Origin of the sequence: Ancylomarina salipaludis (genome assembly GCF_004122035.1) — a bacterium.
In the GTDB taxonomy this organism is placed as follows: Bacteria; Bacteroidota; Bacteroidia; order Bacteroidales; family Marinifilaceae; genus Ancylomarina; species Ancylomarina salipaludis.
Map to the genome: position 1 here is coordinate 12935 of NZ_SAXA01000006.1, position 13734 is coordinate 26668.

At 37.4% G+C, this 13734-nt stretch carries 14 protein-coding genes; 6 read left to right on the forward strand and 8 right to left on the reverse strand.

Features of this window, described 5'->3' with window-relative positions; translation table 11 throughout:
- Positions 1-63 precede the first annotated feature (63 nt).
- The 5 genes from mnmH (at position 64) to EO244_RS07795 (ending at position 4583) form a co-directional block, all read left to right on the forward strand.
- Entirely contained in the window at positions 64-1089 is a 1026-nt protein-coding gene (gene mnmH / locus EO244_RS07775) for a tRNA 2-selenouridine(34) synthase MnmH (RefSeq protein ID WP_129254100.1), read from the forward strand.
- A gap of 169 nt (positions 1090-1258) precedes the next feature.
- On the forward strand, positions 1259-2404 hold the full coding sequence (locus EO244_RS07780) for a sensor histidine kinase (protein ID WP_129254101.1): 1146 nt from the start codon (positions 1259-1261) through the stop codon (positions 2402-2404).
- 264 nt (positions 2405-2668) lie between these two features.
- Positions 2669-3190, forward strand: a complete 522-nt coding sequence (locus tag EO244_RS07785) for a YceD family protein (RefSeq protein WP_129254102.1) — start codon at positions 2669-2671, stop codon at positions 3188-3190.
- A 16-nt stretch (positions 3191-3206) separates the two neighbouring features.
- A complete protein-coding gene (rpmF, locus tag EO244_RS07790) occupies positions 3207-3392 on the forward strand; it encodes a 50S ribosomal protein L32 (RefSeq protein ID WP_129254103.1) in 186 nt (61 codons plus the stop codon).
- A 192-nt stretch (positions 3393-3584) separates the two neighbouring features.
- Complete coding sequence (locus EO244_RS07795; protein ID WP_129254104.1) at positions 3585-4583, forward strand: beta-ketoacyl-ACP synthase III; 999 nt, start codon at positions 3585-3587, stop codon at positions 4581-4583.
- A 75-nt stretch (positions 4584-4658) separates the two neighbouring features.
- Here the strand turns inward: EO244_RS07795 and EO244_RS07800 are convergent, their stop codons facing one another.
- The 7 genes from EO244_RS07800 to EO244_RS07830 form a co-directional block, all read right to left on the reverse strand.
- Complete coding sequence (locus EO244_RS07800; RefSeq protein ID WP_129254105.1) at positions 4659-5417, reverse strand: hypothetical protein; 759 nt, start codon at positions 5415-5417, stop codon at positions 4659-4661.
- Between the two features lie 616 nt (positions 5418-6033).
- The gene (locus tag EO244_RS07805) at positions 6034-7116 is read right to left on the reverse strand and encodes an endonuclease/exonuclease/phosphatase family protein (RefSeq protein ID WP_129254106.1); all 1083 of its coding nucleotides are present in this window, start codon (positions 7114-7116) and stop codon (positions 6034-6036) included.
- 117 nt (positions 7117-7233) lie between these two features.
- On the reverse strand, positions 7234-8160 hold the full coding sequence (locus EO244_RS07810) for a rhomboid family protein (RefSeq protein WP_129254107.1): 927 nt from the start codon (positions 8158-8160) through the stop codon (positions 7234-7236).
- A gap of 99 nt (positions 8161-8259) precedes the next feature.
- A complete protein-coding gene (locus EO244_RS07815) occupies positions 8260-9078 on the reverse strand; it encodes a rhomboid family intramembrane serine protease (protein WP_129254108.1) in 819 nt (272 codons plus the stop codon).
- A 147-nt stretch (positions 9079-9225) separates the two neighbouring features.
- Positions 9226-11217: a DNA mismatch repair endonuclease MutL gene (gene mutL / locus EO244_RS07820; protein WP_129254109.1), complete on the reverse strand. Its 1992-nt coding sequence runs from the start codon at positions 11215-11217 to the stop codon at positions 9226-9228.
- Between the two features lie 98 nt (positions 11218-11315).
- Positions 11316-11630: a hypothetical protein gene (locus EO244_RS07825; RefSeq protein WP_129254110.1), complete on the reverse strand. Its 315-nt coding sequence runs from the start codon at positions 11628-11630 to the stop codon at positions 11316-11318.
- 189 nt (positions 11631-11819) lie between these two features.
- Positions 11820-12620, reverse strand: coding sequence for an ion transporter (locus tag EO244_RS07830; RefSeq protein ID WP_129254111.1), 801 nt, complete (start codon positions 12618-12620; stop codon positions 11820-11822).
- Positions 12621-12787: 167 nt separating this feature from the next.
- On the opposite strand from EO244_RS07830, the gene lpcA reads away from it, so the two are divergent.
- Entirely contained in the window at positions 12788-13360 is a 573-nt protein-coding gene (gene lpcA / locus EO244_RS07835) for a D-sedoheptulose 7-phosphate isomerase (protein WP_129254112.1), read from the forward strand.
- 62 nt (positions 13361-13422) lie between these two features.
- Here the strand turns inward: lpcA and EO244_RS07840 are convergent, their stop codons facing one another.
- A complete protein-coding gene (locus tag EO244_RS07840) occupies positions 13423-13710 on the reverse strand; it encodes a hypothetical protein (RefSeq protein WP_129254113.1) in 288 nt (95 codons plus the stop codon).
- Between the last annotated feature and the right edge of the window lie 24 nt (positions 13711-13734).

Here is a 13734-nt window from a genome sequence, read left to right on the forward strand (position 1 = left end):
TATTATTATCTCATAATCCCGCTCTTCAATTAAATGAAGACGGGACAATTTTTATCTAAAAACATGGTCACTAAATTATCAGCACAAGACTTTCTTGAAAAAGGAAAAACAATTCCAATAATAGATGTCAGAACACCTGCTGAGTTTGAACAAGGGCACATTCCTGGTGCCATAAACATCCCAATTTTCACCAACGAAGAACGTGCTCAAGTCGGCACAAAATATAAACGTTCAAGTAAAGATGCCGCAGTACTTTTGGGCTTGGAACTCGTTGGACCCAAGCTGGCTGTGTTTGTCCGTAGAGCAAAGAAAATTGCTGTAGAGGGTGAAATCCTAATCCATTGCTGGCGTGGTGGCATGCGAAGTGGCAGTATGGCCTGGTTATTCGAAACAGCCGGTCTGAAACCTTCTTTATTGGTTGGCGGCTACAAAGCTTACCGCCACCACATCCGTGAATCCTTTGAAAAACCGACGCATTTAGTGGTAATTGGTGGCTATACAGGCAGTGGCAAAACAGAGGTTTTGCATCAACTAAGCAATTTAGGCCAACAAGTTCTCGATCTGGAAGGTGTTGCAAATCATAAAGGATCTGCCTTTGGCGCTTTGGGACAAGCCGATCAGCCTACGACTGAACAATTTGAAAATGATTTGGCTAAAATCTGGTCTGAATTTGATCATACTAAACCTATCTGGACTGAAGATGAAAGTCATTCGGTTGGTTCCGTTTGGATCAACGATGCACTTTTCAATCAGATGAGAAAAGCGCCCCTCTTGGCCATTATTATCCCTAAATCGGAACGGATCAAACGCCTTGTTAAGGAATACGCTTGTTTTGATATCGATTTATTAAAACAGATGGTTAAAAAAATTGAAAAGCGATTGGGAGGCCTGAGAGTCAAACGTGCCTTAGAAAGCTTAGACCTGGAAGATTTTGCAACAGTAGCTGACATCACGCTTGATTACTACGATAAAGCCTACGGACATGGTCTTGATACCCGTAAAACACAAAAAGTTTATCGACTGGAAATTGAAAAAGATGAACCCGAAGCAAACGCAAAATTCCTAATCGACTATTTGAAAACAATCTAATAATAAACATGAGGCTATACGACAGGTACAATAATTAAGGCTAATTCCGGTTTTATATTGTGCCTGTCATTTTTTACAACGAGCTATAAGAAAGATGCAATTTGGAAAATAATGCTCATCTTTAAATGACATTTATACCACGATTTCAAAATGAACTAATTGCTATCAGATGAAAATTTTTCTCAAAAAACGACAATGGAATATCGGTTTTCTGCTTTTTGCAGGATTCATTGTTTTGGGGTCTATTTTCTATACCAGTCGCTTAGTTAAAAAACTTGCTAAGGAAGAAGAAAAAAAGGTTAAGCTATGGGCCGATGCTCTCAACAGTCTCAATTCAGACCTAAATCAGGACATTACTCTTCTCACTGAAATCTTACAACAAAACGAAACCACCCCTATCATCTTAATCAATGAAAAAGGTGAAATCATCGAACATCGCAATCTTAAACTTGCCGATCAAAAATCAAAAAAAGACTTAAAAAAGGCACTGGAAAAAATGAAAAATGGAGGGCTGTTTTTCGAAATTAAGAATGAACATTTTAAGCAAACACTTTATTACGATGATTCGCTACTTTTAAAACAACTTGCTCTCTACCCCTTTATTCAGCTCGGATTAATCACTTTTCTAGCCTTACTGGCATATCTCGTTTTTTCCATCACAAAGAAAGCTGAACAAAATCAGGTTTGGGTAGGCATGTCGAAAGAAACGGCTCATCAACTGGGCACCCCTATTAGTTCCCTTTTGGCATGGATGGAACTTCTCAAAGAATCAGATATAGATAAAAGTCTGACACAAGAAATGGGCAAAGATGTGGAACGACTGGAAGTCATTGCCGAACGATTTTCAAAAATAGGTTCAAAACCGATTCTTCTTTCTCATGATATCAAACAAATATTAGAGGATAGCATTGCCTATCTTAAAAAGAGATTATCCAACAAAATTGAATTCTCGGTGAATATTGATGAGAATATTAAAAGCAAACCAAACCTAAATAAGGAACTGTTTTCGTGGGTAATTGAGAACACCACTAAAAATGCAATTGATGCTATGAGTGGTGAAGGGCGTTTGAGTTTTAATCTTAAACAATTACCTCCCAACTTATGCTTAGATATATGTGATACAGGGAAAGGTATCCCCAAAAAACAATTTCAAACCATCTTCGAACCCGGTTACACAACTAAGAAACGTGGCTGGGGTTTAGGGCTCTCACTTGCCAAGCGTATTATTGAAGAATATCATGGTGGAAAAATATTTGTTTATCGTTCTGAACCGGGCAAAGGCAGCTGTATTCGGATACTATTGCCTACAAATTAGAGCTTTTGCATATTAAAACTTCTCAAAAAGTTTTTGTATCAGTATTTTCTGCCTATTTTTGCACCCCGTTTGAACGAAAAGAAACCTCTTTTTATGGCTTTTTATAGCGTTCAAATAACTAAAATAAATCCATTAAACTGAACACTAAGCCATTTCGGCTTAATCTCTTTGGTCAAAAAACCATTTTTTTTAAGAAAAAAGATGAGCGAGTTTGAGGATAGATATTAGAAATTATATACTTTTGCAAAGTTTTATTTGAGCATTTTGGATTATTTAGCAAAATACACGATTCCTTACAAAGGATTAAAAGACGGCAGTCATGAATTTGAATTCACTGCTGACGGGAAATTCTTTGAGCATTTTCAGTTTGAGAATGATTTTCAGGGTGATATTTCAGTAAAAGCAACGCTTTTAAAGAAAACCCTTGTTATGACACTCGCCCTTGAGGTTGCCGGAGAGATTCAAGTGATTTGCGATCGTTGTTTAGATCGTTTCCCATATCAGGTTGAGGGTGCTTCCACTCTTTACATTAAATTTGGTGAAACATATGAGGAATTGGATGATGACGTTGTTGTTGTTCCGGAATCAGAAAACGAAATTAAAATTGCTCAATACATTTACGAGTTAATCCTGTTGAGTTTCCCTATCAACTTTATCCATCCGGATGACGAAGATGGTTTCAGCACTTGCAACGAAGAAATGATGCAAAAACTAGAAGAACACTCGGAAAAAGAAGAAATTGATCCGAGATGGAATGATTTAAAAAAATTGATTGATAATAAATAGTTTAATAGGTTGAAAAATGGCACATCCAAAACACAGAACATCGAAGCAGAGAAGAAATAAGAGAAGAACTCATATTAAAGCGACTCCTGCTACTTTAGCGTCTTGCTCAAATTGTGGAGCTACAGCTAAATACCACACTGTTTGCCCTGAGTGCGGATACTATAGAGGCAAATTAGCGATTGAAAAAGAAGTTACAGCATAACCTAATTCTTTCGGATAAGGTTTAACGCAATAGTAAATTTGCTCCTTAGACTATTCTTTGGGGCAATTTTGCTTAGTAGTATTTTTGTGTTTAATTCTTTTATCCCCTATGATTATGGGCTTTGCAATTGATAGTCATTTTGATTATTATTGTGGGCTAATTTGATCAAAAGAATAATAAGTAAGCATAGTAATGACAAAAATAAACGCAGTAATTACGGGAGTTGGGGCTTATCTTCCTGACTATATCCTTACCAATGAAGAACTGAGCACCATGGTTGATACAACCGATGAGTGGATCATGACCCGAATTGGTATTAAAGAACGAAGAATTTTAAAAGGTGAAGGCCTGGGTTCTTCTGATTTGGGAGCAAAAGCAGTTGCAGAATTGCTTAAGAAAACCAATACGTCTCCTGAAGAAGTTGACTTGGTGATTTGCGCTACCGTAACACCAGATATGCAATTCCCTGCTACAGCAAACATTATTAGCGACAAATTAGACATAAACAATGCTTTCAGTTTCGACTTGAATGCAGGTTGTTCTGGTTTTCTTTTTGCTTTAGCTACAGGTTCTAAATACATCCAATCCGGCATGTATAAGAAAGTGGTTATTGTTGGATCTGAGAAGATGTCCTCAATAGTTGATTATACTGATCGTCAAACCTGTCCTATTTTTGGTGACGGAGCAGCTGCGGTTCTTCTTGAACCAACAACTGAAAACGTAGGTATCATCGATGAGATTTTGCATACTCAGGGATTTGGTCGCAAACACTTGCACCAAAAAGCCGGAGGCTCTTGCAAACCAGCTAGTCACGAGACCGTTGATAATCGTGAACATTTCATCTACCAGGAAGGTAACCACGTTTTCAAACACGCGGTATCGAACATGGCTGATGTTTCTGTTGAAATGATGGAAAAACACAACATGACTGCCGATGATTTGGCATGGTTGGTTCCACATCAGGCAAACAATCGTATTATCGAAGCCACTGCCAAGCGTATGGGCTTAGCTAAGGAGAAAGTGATGATTAATATTGAAAAATATGGCAACACGACTTCAGCAACAATTCCATTGTGTTTATGGGAATGGGAAAACCAACTGAAAAAAGGCGACAACATTATCCTATCAGGATTTGGTGCCGGTTTTACCTGGGGTTCAATCTTCATCAAGTGGGGATACGATCCTAAATAAACCCAATCTATACCATATAACAAAAAGGGCTTCCAAGCAGGAAGTCCTTTTTTTATACATCAAATCTCTATCATATTACGAAACGGTTTCTTCAGCAACAGCTTCCTCTTTCACATCTTCAATCACAGGTACAGGCTTCGTTTTAATAACAACTGGAGCCTTGGGCTTACGAACTAGCTTTATAATATGAGTAAACATGTAATCTTCACTTTTCTGCTTATCAGCCTTCATTAGCAACTTACCCGTTTTCGATAGATCTGATAATAAGTTCCAAAGCTTATCAAACTCAATATGATTATTCAAAACCAACTCCTTTTTCTCTCTGATTTTCTCTTCCTGAAGCAGATTCAAATCATAAGCTTGTTGGCTCATATCGGCCAGTTTTGTTCCCAAACTTTCCTTATAACCTTTTGCTTTTAAAGCCTCTAAATTATTGGCAATATTCTGCTCAACAACTTTTACTTTCAAGCAATAGCCCTCAATATTTCTTCTTTTGATTTCTTTTTTAGCTTGTTTTACGCCTATGTCAGAAGCTTTTATATTTAAAGCCTTATTGGCGCGTTGCGCATAGGCAGCTATCAAATCGAGTTTGGGAATTATACCATCAACACACTCGTACAGATCTGCTGTGATTCTCTTAATTTCGGCACTTAAGCTTGGGGCTTGAGTCAAATCATTCACTTTTTTAATTTGATTGCCTACTTCACTTAGGAATTCATCGTTGTACTCAGCTGAAAAATCTTCGAAGGCACTACGATCTCTTGTAAACATTTGCAGTAGAATCTCTCCCACTACCGGAAGTTCTTCCTGTCTAAATTTAAAAAAAGTACTCATCTTTTAATGATTAGTTTGATTTATACTATGATGATGAAAATAATTCCAATCGAAATCCTAGTCTCCAATCTCCCCTACCAACATGTTACTTTATCGTTCTTTTCCTTAAAAACGTGCTATATATCAATAATTTTAAAACTTATTTACATTCCCTTTGCCTGGTTCAACATTCCCCCGGAGGTTTACGGCATTCCCCTAATCGTTTTCTGCATTCCCTTTTTGCTTTATTGCTTTCCCCCGATGGTTTTCAGGATTCCCTTAAACAATTTCAGCTTTCCCCCTTTCAACTTCTCTCCTGTTTTAGCCAACTTCCAGAAGTTTAAAGTAAAAACAAAGAAACGAAAGCGAAATAAAAACCCTCGTTTCTTTATAAGCAACTAACATGTTTAACTAAAATCACTCTCTAATTTAGAAAAATATAATTTAATATGTCAACTTTTATTTGTTTTTTTTCAATCGGTTTGTAAAAACACAACTCAATACCATAAACTTATATTACAACCAGGCCTTTATGCCAGGCAAAAGATGTTTCTAAATAAGCTTCAGGAAAAGGGAATACGCTCAGGAAGGAAAAAACATCCTCCTTATAAAAATAAGATGAAAAAAAAGGACTGGTCTAGTTCTCTTTTGGAGTAAAAACGAAGCTCGCACAGATAGGATAATGATCAGAATAACGCTTGCGAATACGATTATATTTCGTGCAAGTAATTCCTTCAGTATGGAGAAGGTAGTCGATGCGGAACGAAGGGAAATCACCCGAATAGGTTGTGCTTATCCCTACCCCTTGTTCCACAAAAGCATCTCTCATACCCTTTGACAATTGATGATAGGTATACGAATTGGGCGTATCGTTAAAATCACCACAAACCAAAGTTTCGTAAGGCGACTGTTTAACCTGCTTTTTAATTTGAAGAGCTTGTTCGGCTCTGCGAGCAAAAGCCTGACTCAAACGTAATGAAATATCTTTAATATCAGCCAGATCTTCTTCATTCCCCTGATATTCTTCTTTTGTAATAAACTTGTAATTTTTCCCAATAAAACGGTTCGATTCCAAATGCAAGTTATAAACTCTAATCGGTTTCCCTTGCACAAGAATATCTGCATATATAGCCTTACACAGATGTCCTTTTCCAAAAGTCAAGCTTTCCTTTTTAATTATTTTATATTTCGAGAAAATAACGACCCCAGTTTTTTTATTGCTGTAATGCACGTATGGCATCCCCAATTCCTTAATTAAACTCTGAAGAGATAAAAAACCAGCGGGGGTACTTCGGTATTCCTGCAAACAAACCACATCGGGCTCCTGCGAATTAATCAATTTAATGATGTTGTTGGGTGTATTGGGGTCTTTTGTCCACTTATACCGATCAAACGAACGTACATTATAGGACAAGACTTTTATGGGCTTTAAATCGGCTGAGAGACTCTTGTCTCCACGACTCAATTGAAAAAAATCGCCCATACTATCATAACCAATCAGAATAATAGCAAGAGGAAGTAAAAAACTCCATTTTCGGCGAAACATCCAATAAAAAACAAAAAGAAGATTGGCAAACAGAAGATAGGGATAAGCCAAACCAAAAAAAGCCGGGAACCCAAGTGTTGCCGGATTGATATGAGCGGCAGAATAGGAAATAAGTAAAGCTCCTGAAAAAATCAGGCTAAACACAACCAATCCTTTATGAAGCAGCTTCTTCAAATTTTGTCTTTTGTATATATTCGGTATAAATACTTAATGTGCCTTGAGTTAAAAGAGCCAAAAGTAATTTCCAACTTATAAATACGCGTAAATACTTTTATACTTCAAGTCCTGGTCCTAATCCTTACTCGACTTGAACAAAATTTCTTTTTCCTCTTTCGATAAACTATCGTAACCCGACTTGGAAATTTTTTCAAGAATCTTATTTAAATTCTCTTGATTTTCTTTCTTAGCTTTATTGTAAGCCCTATCATCCATCGTACGGGCACGCTTATGTGTCACCTTCATCTTTTTTCTCGATTTAAACCAAGAAAAAACGGTATCCATCATTTGGTTAAAACCTGAAGATATATCCTTTCCCTTACGCAGTTGAGTAATAAACAACCAACCATAAAAAGCACCGCCTAAATGTGCCAAATGCCCGCCAGCATTGCCGTTAGGCAATTGAATGATATCTGTTAACACAAAGAAAAGAGCAATATACTTGATCTTAACTGGACCAATGAATACTAAATTTACAATATAATTTGGGGAATAACTAACTGTTGCAAACACGATGGCCATAACTGATGCTGAGGCGCCCAAAGCCACTGCAAAAGGCAATGCATTTTCGAAAACCGGAAAGATATTATATGCAAAAACAAAAATAGCGGCACCAGTTAAACCTCCTATTAAATAAACACTTAATAGTTTTTTCTGATCCAAAAAACTCAGGAAAATTCGTCCAAACCAATATAACCAAAGCATATTGAACAGGATATGAAGAAAGCCCTCGTGCAAAAACATATAAGAGAACACCGACCAGGGTCGATAAAGTAGTTCTGAAGTATCGGCAGGCAGGGTCAACCAATTCAAGACAAAATTTCCCTCAGTAGGAGCCAAACCAAAAAGAAAAGCAAGAACAGCAGCAATCTTCACCAATAAAAACACAGCCAAGTTAATATAAATCAACTTACTAAGATTACTGCCTTCTTTAAATGAATTCTTGATGCCTTCCCAAATACTTTGATGAGAATAGGATTGATATGGATTGTTAAAATTCATGATTTTTTCGGATATCAAATGAGACTGCAAAAAACAAATAAAGCAATTTACAGGCCTTTTAAATGAACGTTAGTTATCGTTTATTAGTATCACTCTCAACTAATAAAATCGATTGGAATGTTTATTCCAGTATTTTATCAGGATAAAACCAAAGAGCATACCGCCCAGGTGAGCAAAGTGAGCCACATTGTCGCCAGCACTCTGTTGGAATCCCAGATAAAGTTCAATGGCACCATAACCAATCACGAAATATTTCGCTTTGATTGGAATAGGAGGAAACAACAACATCAACTCGGTATTGGGGAATAGCATCCCAAAAGCCAGAAGAATACCAAAAACAGCTCCCGAAGCTCCAACTGTTGTTACATTAATACTCTCGGTTATCGCACGACGCGCAATCTCAATTCCTTGATTGGCATAAGCAATACTATCCGGATTGTCAGCCCATTTATCTGCGAATTCGTAGACCCAGGCAGATGGTCTTCCCAATGCATCTTTAATAATAGATGAGAACAATTCAGGCGTAGGTGTGTTTGAGAAAGCTGTGAAAGCCTTCATCATTGAAGCATAATCCAACCACAACACGAAGGTGTGCAAGGCTGCTGCGCCCAGACCCGTTAGCATATAATAGATTAAAAATCGCTTAGGTCCCCAAACTGACTCCAATACCCGCCCAAACATGAAAAGGGCAAACATATTAAAAAACAAGTGGGTAATATCTGCATGCATAAACATATGCGTGACAAACTGAAAGGGCATAAAATACTCCGACTTAAAAAAGTGCAGGCCCAATATCTTGGATAAATCAACCCCTGTTTGGCCTAAAACCCATGTACCCAAAAGCATGAGTGCATTTATTATCAGCAGGTTTTTAACCACTGGTGGCAGATTTAACATTGATGATCTAAAATTACTCATATCTACTATGTTTTTTAATGAAGCTTCAATTCCTCTTATCAAATTGAGACAATCTGAAGCCAAAACTTATTTCTGAAACAGATTATTAGTCTTACAAGAGCCATACCAAGAAATAAACAAGCCGAATTGAAGCCAAGTTGTCAGTATTTATCTGAACCGTTTGTCAAGTTCCTGAGTTTCCAAAACGGAAACAATGGTTTTACCATCAGGCGTGTAATTGGGTGTTTCACAAGCAAAAAGCTGATCGATGATAGCACTCATCTCAGCTGATGTCAACGATTTGCCATAATTGACAGCTGAAGCCTTAGCCAAGGCTTTAGCCAAATTCTCACGAACCTTCACCTTCACATCCAATTGGTTCACCTTGTAGTTCTCCAATAGGTTCTCCAACAGTTCTTTCGGATCGCCATTCTGAATATCAGCAGGTGTTCCATTTATCACAAAAGTTTTCTTACCAAACTCCCTGATATCAAACCCCAGAGCTTTTACATCCTCTAAAATCACTTGTAAAAGCGTGTAATCAGAGGCATTCAATTCCACGGTTTGCGGAAAAAGAGTTTGCTGTGCCACCCCCTGATTATTTTCAACTGAACTTCTGAACTTTTCGAAAAGAATACGTTCGTGTGCCTTTCGTTGATCAATAATCATTAAACCTGAACGAACAGGAGTTAAAATATATTTGTTCTTTAACTGAAAGAAATCTTGTGCCTTAACACTATCCTCGCGCTGAAAAATCTTTTGCTGCATTTGATTTTGAGGGGATTCCTGTGGCTGAAAATAATCAGGTACAGGTGGTCGCTTCACCTCAGTTTGTCCACCAATGGGATAATCAGGAATCAAATCGGGTTCTCTATCCTGATAAAGTTTATCCCAATCCTTTGGCACCACTTTCTTCTGACTTGCCCCGCTTGAAGAACCTGGTTTCGATTTAAATTCCTGATAAAACTGATTATTCTCAATGGAATTCTGCTCATGTTCAAAGGGATTAAAGGTCTTTTCGGCCTCAAAAGGATTGTATGAAGTATCAGCCTCAAAAGGATTAAATTCATGATTCACCTTAATCATTGGCATTTCAACTTCTGTTGAATCCTGATTAGCTACCGGAATTTCAAGACTCCTGTCTTCATCAAAATCGATAGAAGGTACAATGTTGAATTTTCCCAAAGCCTCACGGATTGAAGCCTGAATAATCTGAAAGATTGCCTGTTCATCCTCAAACTTAATTTCAGTTTTGGTTGGATGAATATTGATATCAATAATCTTGGGATCAACTTCGAAAAAAATAAAATATGGTGGTACCGTATCGGGTGGCAGAATTTTATCGTAAGCCAGCAAAACCGCCTTATGAAAATAAGGATGGCGCATATAACGATTATTCACAAAGAAGAACTGCTCATCCGTCTTTCTCTTGGCATTTTTGGGTTTACCAATAAAACCGGAAAGTTTCACAATACTCGTATTGGTATCGATCCCAATCAATCTGGTATTGATACTCCGACCAAACACATTAACAATCCGCTGACGGGTGTTACTCGGGACCAAATTATAAATCTCAGTATCGTTATGAATCAACTTAAACTCAATATCCGGATTGGCCAAAGTGATTCGATGAAATTCAGTGATAATATTTCGTAATTCAGTCGAATTTGCTTTCAGGAATTTTCGTCGGGCGGGTACATTAAAAAAGAGGTTCTTCACTATAAAATTACTCCCCGATGGACAAGCAATCGAATCCTGCGAAACCAACTCCGACCCATCAATAACGATATGGGTCCCCAATTCATCTTCAACACGTTTGGTTTTAAGCTCAACATTGGCAATCGCTGCAATTGATGCTAAAGCCTCACCACGGAAGCCCATAGTGCGGATAGCAAAAAGGTCGTTGGCTGCCTTTATCTTTGATGTAGCATGACGCTCGAAAGCCAATCGGGCATCTGTAGCAGACATTCCGCAACCATTATCAATGATTTGGATTAGCGTTTTACCCGCATCCTTAAGATTAATCTTTATGGAAGTACTCCCCGCATCAATAGCATTCTCCACCAATTCCTTAACAACAGAAGCTGGTCGTTGAACCACCTCGCCTGCAGCAATTTGGTTAGCTACTGAATCCGGAAGTATTTGTATAATATCGGACATATAAAGTTAAATGTGAGATAAATATTCCTTATTCCTACACTTATAAAGGAAAAAACAAAACGAAGCTTTAAGATAAAGTTTCGTTTCAAAATAGTTCGCTAAAATTTTATTGGCAAACTATCCCAACCAAATAAATAAACATAAGCAATAAACAAGAGAATAGCTAAGATTACAACGAGACGAATATTCGACTTTTTGTTCGACCTTCTCACATCAGTATGTTTGTGGCGTAATGATCGTTTCAACTGCCCCTTGATATTGGGAGTGTACTGACCGTTCTCATCTGTTATTCCCAACTCAGCCTTAATGCGATTTTCTCTCTCCTCACGCTCCTCTTTTGCTGGATCCCAATAACGAGGTTGAATATTGAACCTCTTATGCTCTGGCTTTTTAAAAAAACCTGGTAACGCCATAATTCCTTGTGTTAATGCTTTTTATATTTTCTTCGATTGTTAGGCAAATATAAAGATAAATACTGAATTTTGCTCTAGAAATACAATTCAGACATGAAGGTATTTATGATATATTAACACAGTTATTACCAATCAATTCAGTATTCCTTTACAGTTTAAATCAAGCTTTTACAATCAGTATTTTCAGGCTTACTGCAACTTTGCTCCGCAGTATCTGCAATATTGATCATCTATATCATGACCTTCAGACAAACAGTTTTCACAAACCTGACCTGAAGGTTTCCCCCTTGAAGACCTGGATAATTCTGCTGTAACAATCCCGGTAGGTACAGCAATAATGGCATAACCAATGATCATAACAAAAGAGGCTATAAACTGGCCTAAAGCAGTGCCCGGAGAGATATCACCATAACCAACAGTAGTAAGCGTTACTATGGCCCAATAAATTCCTCGTGGTATACTGGTAAAGCCATTCTCAGCCCCCTCAATCAAGTACATTAAAGTTCCAATGATTATAACCATTGTCAATACTGCGAAAAGAAAAACCGAAATTTTTATCCGACTTCGTTTCAATGCTTTGATAATAATAGTGCCTTCGTTCATATAACGGTTCAACTTCAGTATTCGGAAGATCCGTAATAACCGAAGAGCTCTAATGACTATAAAGCCATGTGTTCCCACGAAAAATAAACCCAAATAACTGGGCAGAATCGATAAAAAATCAATAATCCCATAGAAACTAAAAATATACCTCTTTGGTTTTGATACAATCCATATTCTCAAACAATATTCCAAGCTGAAAATCAGTGTAATACTCCACTCCATCAATTGCAATGAAAATCGATATTGTTTCTCAATTGAGGGAACACTCTCAAGCATAACCAGAAGAATGCTGAGCACAATCACAATCAACAAGAGCACATCGAACAATTTTCCTGCTTTTGTATCCGATTCAAATATAATTTCGTAAAGTTTTGATTTAATTCCCATAAGGTTTGGCACTATTGTAAAGTAGAATATTGAAACTGATTCGAAGTTAATTAATTCCTGTGATCTTCGCTAAGTCATTATCTAAAATGCCGTTTACAAAATACGATTTTACTTTTCTTATTGTAAGTTGGCAATTGTTATTGTAGTTTTGAGAAAAATTGAAGCTTATGATTCTTGAAGATATAAAAAATAGTTTTAATGATGCTCACCGGGTTTTGGAAGCATTTATCAACAAAGAGGAAAATTTCATAGCCATTGAAAAAGCCGGTACGGCTATGTCTGAAGCGATTAAGAATGGTGGGAAAATTATTTCATGTGGCAACGGTGGGTCCATGTGCGATGCCATGCATTTTGCAGAAGAACTTACCGGACGTTTTAGAAACGATCGTATTTCGATGCCTGCTGTAGCAATTTCAGATCCCAGCCACATCACCTGCGTGGGGAACGATTATGGTTTCGATTACATCTTCTCCCGCTATGTTGAAGGTATGGGCCAAAAAGGCGATGTTTTTTTAGGAATTAGCACGTCCGGTAATTCGAAAAACATTATTAATGCTATCAAAGCTGCTAAAGAAAAAGGAATGACAGTTGTTGGTCTGACTGGAAAAACCGGAGGCGAAATGGCAAAGCTTTGTGATGTTGAGATCAGAGTACCCTGGACAGGTTATTCAGATCGGGTTCAGGAAATTCACATCAAAATTATTCACTGCTTGATTCAATATATTGAGTCTCAATTTTAGATTCAGGGAAACTGCAAAAAAAATCCAAACTCTCTAAGTTTGGATTTTTTTCATTCTATACCTTAGGTATTTCTGATCGCTTTTACCCGATCGGCAAAACCAGCATCTTCTTCGAGCAACATCAACCTTGTGACACCACTGCCACATTTAGCACATTTCCCTTTAATCAAGACCTCATCAGCATCAGTCAGAACCGGAATAACATTCACAACACCATCGGGGCAAATATTACTACAACTTGGGCAAAATACAGTGTGATTTAATAAATAGCTAAAAGCTTCTTTTTGTTCTTCGTTCAATAAATCTTCGAATTGCTGACTCGCTAATTCGATTTCGTCGTCTTGAGGCATTCTTTCTTTTTATTCTTAATACAG